The organism is Serratia sp. TMDUHS_CL, assembly GCF_037137105.1.
GTDB classification, from domain to species: Bacteria; Pseudomonadota; Gammaproteobacteria; order Enterobacterales; family Enterobacteriaceae; genus Serratia; species Serratia nevei.
The window spans coordinates 464,487-479,885 of record NZ_JBBBDV010000002.1; the positions used below are offsets into that span (position 1 = coordinate 464,487).

The following is a 15,399-nucleotide window of genomic DNA, read 5'->3' on the forward strand; positions in this document are numbered from 1 at the left end:
GCATGGCAAGTATGACAAACTTTCCCTTGTCCGCCTACGCCGGCTAATGCTTAATCGCTCAACACTTCCCTGTTTGCCTGGAGCCCATCATGCAGAGTGCCTGTTCATCCCGCTCGAAGCTGCCGGACGTCGGCACCACCATTTTCACCGTCATAGGCCAACTCAGCGCCGAACATCAGGCCCTCAATCTGTCGCAGGGCGCGCCCAACTTCGCCGGCGACCCGCAGCTGATCGAGGCTACGGCACAAGCCATGCGCGCAGGTCATAACCAATACGCGCCGATGAGCGGCGTGGCGGCGTTACGTGCTGCTCTGGCGGAAAAAGCTGAACGATTGTATGGCGCACGCTATGACGCCGACGAAGAAATCACGGTGATCGCCAGCGCCAGCGAAGGGCTGTACTCGGCGATCAGCGCGCTGGTGCATCCCGGCGACGAGGTGATCTATTTCGAACCGGCGTTCGACAGCTATGCGCCGATCGTGCGCCTGCAGGGCGCCACGCCGGTAGCGATCAAACTGTCGCTGCAGGATTTTCGCGTCGACTGGGACGAAGTGGCCGCCGCCATCAACGGCAAAACGCGCATGATCATCGTCAACACGCCGCACAACCCGACCGGCGCGGTGTTTGACGAGCACGACATCGAACGCCTGACCGCCCTGACCCGCGACACCGACATCGTGATCCTGTCCGACGAGGTCTACGAACACGTGGTGTTCGACGGCGAAATTCACCACAGCATGGCGCGCTACCCGCAGCTGGCGGAACGCAGCGTGATCGTGTCGTCGTTCGGTAAAACCTACCACGTCACCGGCTGGCGCGTCGGCTACTGTCTGGCGCCGGCGGCGCTGATGGACGAGATCCGCAAGGTGCACCAGTTTATGGTGTTCTCCGCCGATACGCCGATGCAACACGCCTTCGCCGCCGCGCTCGCCAACCCGCAGAGCTACCTGGGGCTGGCGGCGTTTTACCAGCAAAAGCGCGATCTGCTGGCCAGCGCCTTGCAGGATTCGCGCTTTGAGCTGCTGCCCAGCCGCGGCAGCTTCTTCATGCTGGCCCGTTTTAGCGGCTTCAGTCACGAAAGCGACAATGATTTCGCCGTACGCTTGATCCGCGAAGCGAAGGTGGCGACGATCCCGCTGTCGGCGTTCTACAGCGACGGCACCAATACCGGCCTAATCCGGCTGAGTTTTTCCAAAGATAACGAGACCCTGCTGGAAGGCGCGCGCCGCCTGAGCCAGGCGTAATTTTTTGTCCGACCATGGGAAAGGGGCACTGCCTATGAAAGCACTGAAAACGCTGTTCGCCGCCGGATGCCTGTTGGCCGCCGGCTCTTCGCTGGCGGCGGAAAACAGCCTGCGCTTCGGCCTGGAAGCGCTGTATCCGCCGTTCGAATCCAAATCCGCCAGCGGCAAACTGGAAGGGTTCGACATCGAACTGGGCGACGCGGTATGCGCCGCCGCGCAGTTGAAATGCAGCTGGGTGGAAACCTCGTTCGACAGCCTGATCCCGGCATTGCAGGCGCGCAAGTTCGACGCCATCAACTCGGCGATGAACGTGACCGAACAGCGGCGTCAGGCGATCGCCTTTACCGACGCCATCTATCAGGTGCCGAACCGCCTGATCGCCAAGGCCGACAGCGGCCTGCTGCCGGACGCCAAATCGCTGGCGGGCAAACACGTGGGCGTGCTGCAAGGATCGATTCAGGAGATTTACGCCAAAACCCATTGGGCGCCGGCGGGCGTGGACGTGGTGTCTTATCAGGATCAGAATCAGGTTTACCTCGATCTGGCGGCCGGTCGGCTCGACGCCACGCTGGTGATGGCGCCGTCGGGGCAAAGCGGCTTCCTGTCGCAGCCGGACGGCAAAGGCTTCGCCTTCGTCGGCGAGGCGGTGCGCGACGACAAAATCCTCGGTGAAGGTATCGCCTTCGGCCTGCGTAAAGGGGATGAGGCGCTGAAGAAAAAACTGGATGCCGCCATCGCCAAAGTGAAACAGCAAGGCACGGTGGCGGCGCTGTCGAAGAAGTATTTCGGCGACATCGACGTGACGGTGAAGTGATAGACGGGGGCGGCACCGCCGCCCCCTCCCGCGTTTAGCGATCGAATACCGAACTGTTCAGCGCACGATCCTGCTGGTGGCGTTCCAGCGCCAATTCGATCAGGCGCGTGATCAGCGCCTGATAGCTGACGCCGCTGGCGGCCCACAGCTTGGGATACATGCTGATGTTGGTGAAGCCCGGCAGCGTGTTGATTTCGTTGATTACCACCTGGTTGTCCAACGTCAGGAACACATCCACCCGCGCCAGTCCGAAGCACTCCAGCGTGCGGAACGCCTTCAGCGCCACCTCGCGGATGTGGTCGCTCACTTCCGGCGCGATTGCCGCCGGCACCACCACCTGAGCGCCCTGCTCATTGATGTATTTGGTGTCGTAAGAATAGAAGGCGTCGCTCAGCACGATCTCGCCGCACACGCTGGCCTGCGGATCGTCGTTGCCCAGCACCGCGCACTCGATCTCGCGGCCGACGATCGCCGACTCCACCAGCACCTTGTGATCGAAGCTGAAGGCCAGCGATACCGCCGCGTCGAACTCGGCGCGGTTTTCCACCTTGCTGACCCCGACCGAGGAGCCCTGGTTGGCCGGCTTGACGAACAGCGGCAGGCCGAGGCGCTCGCTCAGTTGCTCAAACGTGAATCCGGCGCGGTTGGCGCGCGTCAGGGTGACGAACGGCGCCACCGCCAGCCCGGCGTCGCGCAGCAGGCGCTTGGTCACGTCTTTGTCCATGCTGACCGCCGAGCCGAGCACGCCGGCGCCGACGAACGGCATATTGGCCATGCGCAGCAGCCCCTGCAGCGAACCGTCCTCCCCCAGCGTACCGTGCACGATCGGGAAGATGACGTCCAGTTGGCCCAGCGCGCCGGCGCTGCCCGCTTCGATCAGCTGTTGTTTTTCCTGGCCTGGGATCAGCGCCACGTTCTTGTTCGAGCGGTTCAGCGCGATCAGCGCCGGGTTCTCGGCGTTGAGCAGGTAGTTGGAGGCGTCGTTGATGTGCCACTGCCCCTGTTTGTCGATCCCCAGCAGCGTGACGTCAAACTTCTCTTTGTCGATTGCATCCACAATGTTTTTGGCCGACTGCAGCGACACCTCATGCTCCGCCGATTTACCGCCAAAAATCACCCCAACACGTAGTTTAGTCACGCCTTAAATCCTTCTGAAAAATCATGGCAAAAAAGTCGTTCATCACAATAAACGCATTGTCTGGCGGCGGCAATCGTTGTTGCCAGAATCTTCTTACGCCACAGATTGCCACATCACGACCATCCTAAACGTATACACTTCGTATATCGTTCACTTAGGGAGACGCCGATGGGCATCGTAAAAATTTCAGACGCGCTGCATGACGATCTGCGCCTCGCCAGCCTGACCATGACGCGTTCGATCAACGCGCAGGCTGAATACTGGATCAAAATCGGCATGCTGGCGGAGTTCCATCCGGAACTGACCTACCCGCAGCTGGTAAAAAAGATGATGAAAGATAACGCGCTGACGCTGAAGGAGATTGTCGGGTGAAACAGATTGTGATTAAAACGCCGGAAGAGATTGCCAAAATGCGCCATTCCGGCGCCCTGCTGGCGAAAGTGTTTGCTATGCTCGATGAGGTCATCGTCGAAGGCATCTCCACCATGGAGATCAACGACCGCGCCGAGGCGTTTATCGTCGACGAGCTGAAGTCGCGCCCGGCCAGCAAAGGGCAGTATGATTTCCCCTATGTGCTCAACACCTCAATCGACGAGGTGGTGTGCCACGGGGTGCCGTCGGCCAGCAAAATCCTGCGTTCCGGCATGATTATCAACGTAGACATCACGCTGGAAAACGGCGGCTATATCGCCGATTCCAGCAAGATGTACTGCGTCGGCCAGGTGACGCCGCTGGCCAAACGGCTGGTGAACAACGTCTATGAATCGATGTGGCAGGGCATTCGCGCGGTAAAACCGGGCGCGACCCTGGGCGATATCGGCCATGCCGTCCAGCGGCACGCCGAGCAGGCCGGCTACAGCATCGTGCGGGAGTATTGCGGCCACGGCATCGGCCGCGATATGCATGAAGAGCCGGCGGTATTGCACTACGGTCAACCCGGCAGCGGTATGGTGCTGCAGGAAGGCATGGTGTTCACCATCGAGCCGATGATCAATCAGGGCGACCGCCGCATCAAGCAGAAGAAAGACGGCTGGACGGTGGTGACGCGCGACAAAAAACTGTCGGCGCAGTGGGAGCACACCGTGGCGGTCACCGCCGACGGCGTGGAGATCCTGACGCTACGCGACGAAGAGCGCCGGGCCGGCTACGCCGAGCGCTACTAAACCCGCAAGCCATTAGTCTGACAAGCTGATAGCTTAATAAGTTATTTAATTGATAACCTCTTAGCTTATATGCGGCACTCCGGCGCCGCGGTTAAAGCGACGGGGATGACAGGGAGACAGGCAGCATGCAGTCAGGCAATCAGGCATTTATCAACCAGCTTAAAGACATCGTCGGCGGCCCGCAGCTGTTGACCGGCGATCGCAACACCGAGCGCTATCGCAAGGGGTTCCGCTCCGGCGAAGGCCAGGCGCTGGCGGTGGTGTTTCCCACCAGCCTGCTGCAGCTGTGGCGCATTTTGCAGGCCTGCGTGGCCGCCGACAAAATCGTCATCATGCAGGCCGCCAATACCGGCCTGACCGAAGGATCGACCCCCAGCGGCAACGACTATGACCGCGACATCGTCATCGTCAGCACCCTGCGCCTCGACCATATTCAGGTGCTGGATAACGGCAAGCAGGTGGTCGGCTTCCCCGGCAGCACCCTGCACCACCTCGAGAAATTGCTCAAACCCTACGGCCGTGAACCGCATTCGGTGATCGGTTCCTCCTGCATCGGCGCCTCGGTGATCGGCGGCGTGTGCAACAACTCCGGCGGCTCGCTGGTGAAACGCGGCCCGGCCTATACCGAAATGGCGCTGTACGCCCAGCTAGGGGAAGACGGCCAGCTGCGCCTGGTGAACCATTTAGGCATCCGCCTCGGCGACACGCCGGAAGAGATCCTTACCCGGCTAGAAAAAGGCGACTATCGCCCGACAGACGTCGAATACGGCGAGCTGCGCGCCTCGGATAACGAGTACGCCAGCCGGGTGCGCGACGTCGATGCCGACACCCCTTCCCGCTTCAACGCCGACAAACGCCGCCTGTACGAGGCCTCCGGCTGCGCCGGCAAGCTGGCGGTGTTCGCGGTGCGACTCGACACCTTCGAGAAAGAAGGCAAAGAGCAGGTGTTTTATATCGGCACCAACGACACCGCGGTGCTGACCGAACTGCGCCGCCACATGCTGAGCCAGTTCGAAAACCTGCCGGTGGCCGGTGAGTACATGCACCGCGATATCTTCGACATCGCTGAGGTGTACGGCAAAGACACCTTCATGATGATCGACAAGCTCGGCACCGATCAGATGCCGCGCTTCTTCACCCTGAAAGGCCGTATGGACGCCAGCCTCAACAAGCTGCCGCTACTGCCGCACAACCTGACCGATCGGCTGATGCAGGGACTGAGCCATCTGGCGCCGAGCCACCTGCCGAAGCGCATGAAGGAATACCGCGAACGTTTCGAACATCACCTGCTGCTGAAGATGGCCGGCCCCGGCGTAGACGAAGCGCAGCGCTACCTGACCGAGTACTTCGCCCAGGCCGAAGGCGCTTTCTTCGCCTGCACGCCTGACGAAGGCAAAAAGGCCTTCCTGCACCGCTTCGCCGCCGCCGGCGCCGCCGTGCGCTACCATGCGGTGCACGCCGACAAGGTGGAGGATATTCTGGCGCTGGATATCGCCCTGCGCCGCAACGACACCGACTGGTTCGAAACCCTGCCGCCGGAGATCGACAGCCAGCTGGTGCATAAGCTGTATTACGGCCACTTTATGTGCCACGTCTTCCATCAGGACTACGTGGTGAAAAAGGGCGTCGACAGCCACGCGCTGAAGGAAAAGATGCTCGAGATCCTCAACCGGCGCGGCGCCGAGTACCCGGCGGAGCATAACGTCGGCCACCTGTACCACGCCAAGGCAGATCTGCAGGCGTTCTACCGCACCGCCGATCCGACCAACAGCTTCAACCCCGGCATCGGCAAAACCAGCAAACGTAAAGGCTGGGCCGAAGACCCCCGCTAAGACCGCCCGATTGGCCCGCCGCCGCACCCGGCGCGGGCTTCCTCTCCCCCTGCCTGCCTCGTCGTGACCTTTCTGCGCCCTTAAAGATGCATTTTTATTGCAACTTATAAATTTCCCGATTACCATTCACCGCACAATCGCAAATGAGAATCAATTACAAAGCTGTCATGACGGATACATGGCATCCGCCGTGGCAATCACCGCGAAGTTGTTAATGAGAAGGAACCTACCATGAGTCAAACCCTCGATTCCGCCCAGCTGTTGTCCGCGCTCGATAAAGTGATGGTGATCTCCACCACCGATCTGCAGGGCACCATCACCTACGTCAACGATCTGTTTTGCCAGCTGACCGGCTTTTCCCGGGAAGAGCTGGTGGGCCAGCCCCACAGCATCGTGCGCCACCCTTCCGTGCCGAAAGCGGTTTACAAAGCGATGTGGGACACCATCAAGGCAGGCGGCATCTGGACCGGCATCATTCCGAACGTCGGCAAAGGCGGCGTGCTGTACGTGGTCGACACCACGGTGCAGCCGCTGTATGACGCCCAGGGCAATATCGCGGCCTATATCAGCATCCGCCGCGTGATCAACGATCTGATGACCGACTTCGAATCGGTGGAATTCGCCAAAGAACAGTTCGACAACCACTACGACAAGTAACCGCCATGGCCGACCTTATCGAACGCATCCTGATTGGTTACGGTTCGGAGTCGGGCAACGCCCGGGCGCTGGCGATGCGCCTGGGCGAGCAAAGCAGCCTGCAACCCTACCGCCCCGTCGTGAAAGAACTCAACGCCATCCAGCCCGCCGATGTGGGCGAACGTGACGCCCTGCTGATCGTCTCCAGCTCATTTGGCGACGGCGAACCGCCCGCCAACGCCGAGCGTTTTTCCGACGCGCTGGCGCAATGGCCGGATCGCCACCGGTTGCGCTACGCCATCTTCGGTCTCGGCGACACCGCGTACCCGCATTTCTGCGGCTTCACGCAGGCGCTGGATGCACGTCTGACGCAATACGGCGCCCGCGCCATCATCAATCGCGTCGACGCCGACGTTAACTTCGAACCGTTCTTCGCAACCTGGCTGACGACGCTGGAGAAGGTGCTGGCCGGCGATGCCCAGGCCGGCCGCGATTTGCATCTGCGCGTGACCGCCTACGGCGAAGACCATGCGTTCAGCGCCGCCCTCCTCGAACGGCGGCCGCTCAGCGCACGCACGCCGCAGGCCTGGCACCTGCGGCTCAATATCGCCGGCAGCGGCATCGTTTACCGGGCGGGGGATACCGTCTATCTGTTGCCGGAGAACGACGAAGGATTATTGACCCGGCTGGCTGACTGGCTCGGCAGGCCGGAGGCCGCCGACGCGCTGCGCCGCCGGGAACTGCGCCAGCTCAGCAAAACGACGCTGCGCGAACTGGCGCAGTTGGCCGACAGCGAAGAGCTCAAAGGCTTGCTCAAGATCCGCCAGCGCAAAGCCCTGGAGAGCTATCTGTACGGCGCCGATCTGCTGGACGTACTGCACGATTTTTGCCCGCCGCAGACGGTCACGCTGGAAAACCTGTTGGCGCTGCTGCCCGTTTGCCTGCCGCGCGCCTACTCCATCGCTTCGGCAACGCGGGCAGAGAGCCTCGACCTGTACGTGCGCGACGTACGATATGAACGCGACGGCCGCACCCGGCGCGGCACGGCGACCGGCTGGCTGCTCAGCCAACCCGGCCCTTTCCGCCTCTTCTGCCGCGCCAACCCCGGCTTTTACCTGCCGCGCGATACCACCGTGCCGGTGCTGCTTATCGGTACCGGTACCGGCATCGCGCCCTTGATAGGCTTGCTGCGCGAAATGGCCGCCCAGGGTGAACGGCGCGAAACCGTGCTGATCTTCGGCGAAAAACGGCGCGATGAAGACTTCCTGTATCACGAAGCGTTAGAGGCACTGAACGCGGCGGGCGTACTCACGCGCCTCATCACCGCCTTCTCGCGCGACGCCGCCGCCAAATATTATGTGCAGCATGCGATCGGCGAGCATGCCGATGCCATCAGCGGCCTGCTGCGGCGGGGAGCGCATGTCTACCTGTGCGGCAATCGCCAGTATCTGGAACATGCCGTGGCGACGGCGCTGGAGCAAGCCTGCGGGGCGGAAAACCTGTGGCAGACGCTGATTGAGCAGCAGCGCCTGCATCTGGAACTCTATTGAGACAGGGTGGCGTTCATCGTTCCGCACGCAGCAGCAAGGACACGATGAACGCGCCCCCCAGCCCGGCCGTAATGATGCCGATAGGCAGCTCCTGATGGGGGATCAGACTGCGGCTGAGCATGTCGCCGCCGGTCAGCAGCGTCGCCCCCAGCAGGCCGCACATCGGCACGGCCAAACGGTGGCGCACGCCCACCAGGCGCCGAGCCAGGTAGGGCACCATCAGCCCGACAAAGCCGATCACGCCCGTCAGCGAAACGAGAAACGCCGTGGACAGTGCGCAGCACAGAAAGGTCTCGGTGCGCAGGCGCGCCACGTTGACCCCCATCGAATGGGCGGTTTGCTCGCCCGCCAGCAGCGCGTCCAGCGCCCGCCAACGCAGCGCCGTAAACCCGGCCAGCAGCACGAAACTCGCCAGCGGAATGAACAGATTATCCCAACGCGCCAGCCCCAGCCCGCCGAGCGACCAGAACAACACCGAACCGGCCGCCCGCTGATCGCCGGAAAACACCAGGTAGCTGGTGAGCGCGCTGAACAAAAACGAGACCGCCAGGCCGCAGACGATCAGCTGCTCGGCGCGCCTGACCCGGCCGACGCGAAACAGGATCATCACCGCCAAGGCGGACAAAACGCCGCCGGCGAAGGCGGACAGCGGCAACGTCAGCGCGCCCAGCGCATCGCCGAAGCGCGTGATGACCAGCACCGCGCCGGCGGAGGCGCCGGAGGAGAGCCCAAACAAAAAAGGATCGGCCAGCTCATTGCGGGTGGTGGTCTGCAGCAGCGCGCCGGTCATCGCCAGCCCGGCGCCGGTCAAGGCCGCCAGCAACGCTCTGGGCACCCGCAGTTGCACGACGATAGTGTCCAGCATGCCGGAGAGGGGCGCCGATGAAAGCCCCAATGCCACCATCGTCTGCCGCCATGACAGCGCGACGCTGCCCAGCTGCAGGCTCCAGATCATTAACCCGCACAATACCGACAGCGCCAACGGCGCGAGCAACATAAACCGCCGGGTCGGCGAGTTCATTCAGCCTCCGGCGCGTACAGCGCCCGCGCCAGCTTTTCCACTGCGCCGATGTTGGCCGGCCCCGGCGTCAGCTCCGCATACTGCAGTTTCAGATAGCGATGGTGCCGTACGGCAGGCGTTAATTTCATCAACGGGTGGGACTCGAGGAAGCGCCGCAGCGCATCGGCACCCGATCCGGTCTGGTAATCCAGCAGAATAATGAAGTCAGGCTCGGCCGCCGCTACCGCCTCCCAGGACGCCGTCGTCCAACTCGCCGGCAAGCCGTCCATCACGTTGCGGCCGCCCGCCGCTTCGATGATCGCCGTCGGCATCGCGTATTTGCCGCTGGTGAAAGGCTTCTCCTCCCCCGAGTCATAGATGAATACCTTGAGCGGCGCCTGGCCCGCCGGCCTGGCGGGCAGCGCAGCCAACCGGCGCTTCCAGCCCTCAACCAGCGCGGTGGCCTCTTGCCGCTTGCCGAAAATCTTGCCGAGCTTCAGCTCATCGTCATACAGCAGATTCATATCGGCCTTCTGCGGCCGCCCGCCGGCCTGTACGCAGCTCTCGCTCAGCACCAGCGTTTTGATGCCGAACGGGGCGAGCTTCTCCGGCGTGACGTCGCCGCCGATCTTCATGCCGTAATTCCAGCCGGCGAAAAAGAAATCCGGCTGTGCCGCCAGCAGCGTTTCCAAAGCGGGATATTTCGGCGCCAGTTCGGGAATGGCACCCATCGCGGCCTTGAAGTCGGGCGTCAGTTTGTACCAGCCGGTGATGCCGGTCAGCCCGACAATGCGATCCTGCAGATGCAGTGCAAAGGCCATCTCGGCCATGTTGATGTCGTTGATGACGGCGCGCTGCGGCGCCTGGTTGAAGGTGACCGGCACACCGCAGCTTTCTACGGTGACGGGAAAATGTTCGGCCGCCGCCGACCTGGCGGCCAGCAGCAGAAGCAGGATGAATACGCGTGCGTTCATGTTTCTCTCTGGTTTATCAAGCGCAATGGGGAACGTCAAAAATGCGCAGCGTTTTCCCGCTGACGGGATGCGCCACCTTGAAGCTGTTCATGCCGAACACCGGCAAAATCACCGAAGTCTGTAACACCGCCTCGGGCGTACCACAGGCTACCTGGCGGCTTTCGTTCAGCACCAGGATCCGATCGGCAAACGCCTCTGCCACGGGCAAATCGTGCAGCACCGCAATCACGGCAATCTCTTTATTTTTCACTAACGACAGCAGCGCCGAGCGCCCGGGCGGATCGAGGTGATTGGTCGGTTCATCCAGCAACAACAGATCGGGAGACTGCGCCAACGCCCGAGAGCCGCCCCAACGGGCGGTGCCTGAGCGGCGCCAGCCCGGTTTCCCCGATGGCCTCGTCAACGATGCGTTTTCCCGCCGCAGAGCGTTCGCCATGCGGTAAACGGCCCAACGCCACGTAGTCCTCAACCGACAGCCGCAAATCCGGCAGATCGTTTTGCGCCAGAAAGGCGATGCTTCTGGCGCGCTCCGCCGCCGGCCACTCGGACAAGGCTTGCCCTCGCCAGTAAATGCCGCCGCTGTCCGGCCGCGTTTCGCCGATCAGGGCGCGCAACAGGCTGGACTTGCCGCTGCCGTTAGGGCCGATCACCGCCAGCTTTTCACTGGAACGGAGCGCGAAATGGATGTTGTCGAGTATCAATGCCCCGCCATGGCCGGCCAGGCTAACCCTATCAACGTGGAGGATGTCGCAAACTGGATTCATCATGCATCAATTGTTATATTATAACATATCAATATATTTATCACGATTGCCCGCCTTCTGCAAAAGCGAATCGCAACGCCTTTTGCCGCGCACGCTGCGTGAACCTATGCAGGCAACAAAAGCCGCGCCCCCTGCGTCAACACTGCGCGCCTCAAGCAACATAGCACAGCCTTTTATTGATGATAATGATTTTCATTATCAATTAAATCATGGTGATTTCCGATTGCGCATCCCGGCGAACTTGGTTATGTTTGAAGCGATTAGTTTCATTCCCAATTTTCAGGAACTCACATGACCTACCTGGCGCACAGCACAGATCCGACAGACGCGACCGTTCCGGCCGTCGTTTTGCTGTGTGCTTCCTCCGCTCCACTCGCCGTTTCCTCTGTCGTTTCAGCGGTTGCCGCTTACCCGCCACGCATTGCCGCTTACCCGCCACGCATTGTGGTTGTGCGCTAAGCCAAACCGACTTTTTACCTCCGGCTTATTGATCTGTTGCGTTCAGGCGTAGACCGCCGCGCGCGCCGGAGCCTGTAATTTTCACGACAGGTGAAATTGACATGCGATTACCTTCTCTCTGGGCCAATGCCGGCCTGGCTACGCTGTTCGTCCTGCTTTGGAGCAGCGGCGCGATCTTCTCCCGTTGGGGGTTGGAACACGCCTCCGCCTTCGCTTTCCTGTTCTTCCGCTGCGCCATCGCGCTGGCGGTGCTGTTGGCCATCGGCCTGTGGCAGCGCCAGTGCCTGCCCGCTCCCGGCACCCGCCGGCGCGTCGCGCTGATTGGCGTGTTGATGATCGGCAGCTATCAAATCTGCTATCTGCTGGCGCTGGAACAGGGTATTACGCCCGGCGTGCTGGCGACGTTGCTCGGCGTACAGCCGATCCTCACCCAGTTCATCACCGAACGGCGCTGCACCGGGCTGCGGGCGCTCGGCCTGGCGCTGGCAATGGTCGGGCTGACGCTGGTGGTGTACCAAAGCCTGATGGTGGCCCACTTCTCGCTGAGCGGCATGCTGTTCGCCTTTATCGCGCTGGGCTGCATGACGGCCGGCACCCTGCTGCAAAAAGGCATGACGCAGCCGCCGCTGGCGGTCTTGCCGCTGCAGTATGCCGTCGGGTTGCTGATGTGTACGCTGGCGCTGCCGTTTGAGCCGCTGCGGGTCGAATGGCGGCCGGCGTTCGTGCTGCCGCTGCTGTGGATGGCGGTGGTGATCTCGGTGCTGGCGACCTTCTTGCTGTATCGCCTGATCCAGCGCGGCAACCTGGTGCAGGTCACCAGCCTGTTCTATCTGATCCCGGCGGTGACCGCCCTGCTGGACTACCTGTTGCTCGGCCACGCGCTGGCGGCGCTGAGCCTGCTGGGCATGGCGGGCATCGTGCTCGGCGTGATGCTGGTTTTCCGCCGCGTATAAAAGCAAAAGCCCCCGCGCCGTTCCACCGGCGCGGGGGCGATAACAACAGCCGTTAACTCAGAACAACCAGGAACCGTACCCCCACAGCAGCACCGTCACCCCAAGCAACAGCTCGAGCAACAGGATACCGATAGCGAAGGTCGAGCTGGAGAAGATGAACCCTTCCTTACTGTCGATATTCAGGAAGTGCGGGATCCCCAGATTCAGCAGATAGTCCGAATAGCACAGGCCGATAATGCCGACAAACAGACACAGCCAGACGACCGGATAGAGCGCCACAATCCCGCTGAGGAACATCGGGGTCGCCACGTAGCCGGCGAACACCATGCAGCGGTGCAGGCTGGGGCGCGATTCATAGCGCCGCGCCATCCAGTGAATGACTTTCCCCATGGCCGCTACGCCCGCCAGCATCAGCAGGTAAAACGCCACGGCGGTATAAAGCGCGGTAAACATGTCGAGCCGGATGGCATGTCCCTCGCCGGAGAGCCAGCCCAACTGGGTGGTGCCGATAAAGGCGCAGACCACCGGGATTGCTGCCAAGAGCAACACGTGATGGGTGTATAGGTGCGAGACGCTTTCATTCTCGCTTTTGATCTGTTCGAACTCGGCGCTGGGATGCGCCAGAAGTCCCCAAACATGACTGACCATGAGACACCTCCTATCTCGCCGTAGGCCGCGATCGGCGAACGAATTTCACACCTCCGACGGACAGCTACCCGTGCGAGGATTGCGGCCACGGGGCTCTCTCCCCTGTACTAATTATAGTCTTTCGGCGAAAAAACGTGCGGAAAGCGCAACGCCGCAACGCTTTGTCTTATACTCCCACCATAAAAACCAGGCTGCGAGGAAGGTCATGTCATCCGTTATCACCACCCGCCAGGCGGGGATCGTCGACGTCGACGCCGGGCGCAACGTCACCGTAGTCGAGCCCAGCAATCTGTACGGCTGCCGGCTCGGCGACGATGTCTTCGTCGGCCCGTTCGTGGAGATCCAGCGCCACGTCAGCATCGGCGCGCGCAGTAAAATTCAGTCGCACAGCTTTATCTGCGAATACGTCACCCTCGGCGAAGCGTGCTTTGTCGGCCACGGCGTCACCTTCGCCAACGATCTGTTCAAAGACGGCGCGCCCAATGCCGATCCGGCCAGCTGGGGGCGCACGCGCGTCGGCGATCGGGTGTCCATCGGCTCCGGCGCCACGATCCTGGCGGTGGATATCTGCAGCGACGCGGTGATCGGCGCCGGGGCGGTCGTGACCCGCGACATTACCCGCAAGGGAATTTATGCCGGCAACCCGGCGCGCCTGCTGCGGGAGCTGCCATAATGACCCCGGCCATCCGCATCGCGGCCATTGAGGCGCTGCCCGATGATTACCTGACGCGCGGCGATTTCGGCTTTACCATCCGCAGTTACGCCCTGCCGCAGTTCGACAGCCCGGTCGACAGCTGGCCAACCCGGCCGGTGGCGCCATTTCGTAAACAGTATCCCCTGGCGCCGTTCGCCAACGAAGACAGCGTGACCTTCCTGGCGTATCGCCAGGACGAAGCCGTTGGCCACATCACGCTGAGCAAAAACTGGAACGGTTACACCTTGATCGACGAGATCGCGGTCAGCGCTCACGCGCGCCGTCAGGGCATCGCCGGGGCACTGCTGGACTGCGCCAAACAGTGGGCGCGGCAGCAGGAAACCTCGGGTATGATGCTCGAAACGCAGAACAACAATCTGGCCGCCTGTCGCTGCTACCAGCATTACGGGTTTATTCTCGGCGGCATCGACCGTTTGCTGTACCGCGCCGAGCCGGAGATCGCCGATCACGAAATCGCGCTGTTCTGGTATTTGCCGTTCAATAGCGAAATCGGTTACTGATTTATCGGCCGCCATTGAGGCTATGTTTACTTTTTAACCCCTACCATCGGATGAGAACTGTTATCACTTACTCTGATAAACCAGCGACACCCAGGGAGGGCCGTATGAACCAGAACAAGGTTGTTTTACTGATGTTAGCTATCGCCATGAGCGGATGCGCCGATCGCCCCGCCGCCGTCACCCCCGCAACGCCGCCGACCGACGTCACCGTTTCGCCGCCGGGCGTGCAGCCGGAGATGGACGCCAGCACCCGCAGCAAGCTGCGTGAGATCTTCACGCTGCGCGCCGGTTGGCCCGCCGCACAGCCGCATGGCCGCACCGTAGATTTGATTTCGCGCGAGTTTCTCGGCACGCCCTATCTCGCCAACCGTCTGATCGGTTCGCAGAGCACGCCCGAGCAGTTGGTGATCGACTTCCGCGGGCTGGATTGCTTCACCTACATCGATTATGTGGAAGCGCTCAGCACCGCCCGCAGCGAGGGCGAGTTCGTACAGCGTCTGGTAGACATTCGCTACGTCGACGGCAAAATCGCCTTCCCGCAGCGCAAACACTTCTTCACCGACTGGGCTCAGCGGCCGCACCAGGTGGCCGAAGACATCACCGCGCAGCTCAGCCCGCACGCCGTCACCCTCGTGAAAACCCTCAACCGCAAGGCGGACGGCAGCAGCTACCTGCCCGGTTTGCCCAACGTACAACGCAGCGTGACCTATATCCCCAGCGACAACGTCGACGACAAGGTGCTGGCCCAGCTGCGCACCGGCGATTACATCGGTATTTACACCAACCTGGACGGGCTGGACGTGACCCACACCGGCATCTTCGTGATGACCGACAGCGGCCCGGTGCTGCGCAACGCCTCTTCGCGCAAGGCCAACATGCGGGTGGTCGATTCGCCCTTTATGGATTACGTGATGGCTACGCCGGGCATCGTGGTGCTGCGTTCGCTCAGCCGATAATCCCTCGCCGCATAACGGCTATAAGCTATAGCCGTTTATGCTGAACGAGCGTT

The 15,399-nt window shown here is 61.8% G+C and carries 16 protein-coding genes and 1 pseudogene; 12 read left to right on the forward strand and 5 right to left on the reverse strand.

The window, feature by feature from the left end; all coding sequences use genetic code 11:
- Positions 1-89 precede the first annotated feature (89 nt).
- Both WCL58_RS05960 and WCL58_RS05965 read left to right on the forward strand, forming a co-directional pair.
- Positions 90-1,244, forward strand: coding sequence for a pyridoxal phosphate-dependent aminotransferase (locus WCL58_RS05960; protein ID WP_038879947.1), 1,155 nt, complete (start codon positions 90-92; stop codon positions 1,242-1,244).
- 34 nt (positions 1,245-1,278) lie between these two features.
- Complete coding sequence (locus tag WCL58_RS05965) at positions 1,279-2,058, forward strand: ABC transporter substrate-binding protein (protein ID WP_070914060.1); 780 nt, start codon at positions 1,279-1,281, stop codon at positions 2,056-2,058.
- A gap of 34 nt (positions 2,059-2,092) precedes the next feature.
- Here WCL58_RS05965 and ddlA read toward each other — a convergent pair whose 3' ends face one another.
- The gene (gene ddlA, locus WCL58_RS05970) at positions 2,093-3,196 is read right to left on the reverse strand and encodes a D-alanine--D-alanine ligase (protein ID WP_197757457.1); all 1,104 of its coding nucleotides are present in this window, start codon (positions 3,194-3,196) and stop codon (positions 2,093-2,095) included.
- 168 nt (positions 3,197-3,364) lie between these two features.
- Between ddlA and WCL58_RS05975 the strand changes: the two genes are divergently transcribed.
- From WCL58_RS05975 to WCL58_RS05995, 5 genes are all read left to right on the forward strand, one after another.
- Positions 3,365-3,568, forward strand: a complete 204-nt coding sequence (locus WCL58_RS05975) for a ParD-like family protein (protein WP_006324220.1) — start codon at positions 3,365-3,367, stop codon at positions 3,566-3,568.
- Complete coding sequence (gene map, locus WCL58_RS05980; RefSeq protein WP_087762129.1) at positions 3,565-4,359, forward strand: type I methionyl aminopeptidase; 795 nt, start codon at positions 3,565-3,567, stop codon at positions 4,357-4,359. The genes WCL58_RS05975 and map overlap by 4 nt, the downstream gene beginning before the upstream one ends.
- A 125-nt stretch (positions 4,360-4,484) precedes the next feature.
- A complete protein-coding gene (gene dld / locus WCL58_RS05985; protein WP_197652208.1) occupies positions 4,485-6,191 on the forward strand; it encodes a D-lactate dehydrogenase in 1,707 nt (568 codons plus the stop codon).
- A gap of 231 nt (positions 6,192-6,422) precedes the next feature.
- A complete protein-coding gene (locus tag WCL58_RS05990) occupies positions 6,423-6,848 on the forward strand; it encodes a PAS domain-containing protein (RefSeq protein WP_060421025.1) in 426 nt (141 codons plus the stop codon).
- Between the two features lie 5 nt (positions 6,849-6,853).
- Entirely contained in the window at positions 6,854-8,377 is a 1,524-nt protein-coding gene (locus tag WCL58_RS05995) for a sulfite reductase flavoprotein subunit alpha (protein ID WP_336850724.1), read from the forward strand.
- Positions 8,378-8,390: 13 nt separating this feature from the next.
- On the opposite strand, the gene WCL58_RS06000 is transcribed toward WCL58_RS05995, so the two are convergent.
- From WCL58_RS06000 to WCL58_RS06010, 3 genes and pseudogenes are all read right to left on the reverse strand, one after another.
- Positions 8,391-9,398 carry a FecCD family ABC transporter permease gene (locus WCL58_RS06000; protein WP_336850726.1) on the reverse strand — a complete coding sequence of 336 codons (1,008 nt, stop codon included), beginning with the start codon at positions 9,396-9,398 and terminating at the stop codon, positions 8,391-8,393.
- Positions 9,395-10,351, reverse strand: a complete 957-nt coding sequence (locus WCL58_RS06005; RefSeq protein ID WP_149572062.1) for an ABC transporter substrate-binding protein — start codon at positions 10,349-10,351, stop codon at positions 9,395-9,397. The genes WCL58_RS06000 and WCL58_RS06005 overlap by 4 nt, the downstream gene beginning before the upstream one ends.
- Before the next feature lie 16 nt (positions 10,352-10,367).
- Positions 10,368-11,052, reverse strand: a pseudogene (locus WCL58_RS06010) (ABC transporter ATP-binding protein).
- Positions 11,053-11,116: 64 nt separating this feature from the next.
- Here WCL58_RS06010 and WCL58_RS06015 point away from each other — a divergent pair.
- The gene (locus WCL58_RS06015; RefSeq protein ID WP_336850728.1) at positions 11,117-11,410 is read left to right on the forward strand and encodes a hypothetical protein; all 294 of its coding nucleotides are present in this window, start codon (positions 11,117-11,119) and stop codon (positions 11,408-11,410) included.
- A gap of 265 nt (positions 11,411-11,675) precedes the next feature.
- On the forward strand, positions 11,676-12,527 hold the full coding sequence (locus WCL58_RS06020) for a DMT family transporter (protein WP_060421010.1): 852 nt from the start codon (positions 11,676-11,678) through the stop codon (positions 12,525-12,527).
- A gap of 57 nt (positions 12,528-12,584) precedes the next feature.
- Here the strand turns inward: WCL58_RS06020 and WCL58_RS06025 are convergent, their stop codons facing one another.
- Entirely contained in the window at positions 12,585-13,175 is a 591-nt protein-coding gene (locus WCL58_RS06025) for a Yip1 family protein (protein ID WP_213873066.1), read from the reverse strand.
- Positions 13,176-13,380: 205 nt separating this feature from the next.
- On the opposite strand from WCL58_RS06025, the gene WCL58_RS06030 reads away from it, so the two are divergent.
- The 3 genes from WCL58_RS06030 (at position 13,381) to WCL58_RS06040 (ending at position 15,346) form a co-directional block, all read left to right on the forward strand.
- Positions 13,381-13,848 carry an acyltransferase gene (locus tag WCL58_RS06030; protein WP_084826630.1) on the forward strand — a complete coding sequence of 156 codons (468 nt, stop codon included), beginning with the start codon at positions 13,381-13,383 and terminating at the stop codon, positions 13,846-13,848.
- Positions 13,848-14,390 (forward strand): GNAT family N-acetyltransferase, encoded by a 543-nt coding sequence (locus tag WCL58_RS06035; RefSeq protein ID WP_084826631.1) that lies wholly within the window; start codon positions 13,848-13,850, stop codon positions 14,388-14,390. The genes WCL58_RS06030 and WCL58_RS06035 overlap by 1 nt, the downstream gene beginning before the upstream one ends.
- 104 nt (positions 14,391-14,494) lie before the next feature.
- Positions 14,495-15,346, forward strand: coding sequence for a DUF1460 domain-containing protein (locus tag WCL58_RS06040; protein ID WP_180548249.1), 852 nt, complete (start codon positions 14,495-14,497; stop codon positions 15,344-15,346).
- Positions 15,347-15,399: the final 53 nt, after the last annotated feature.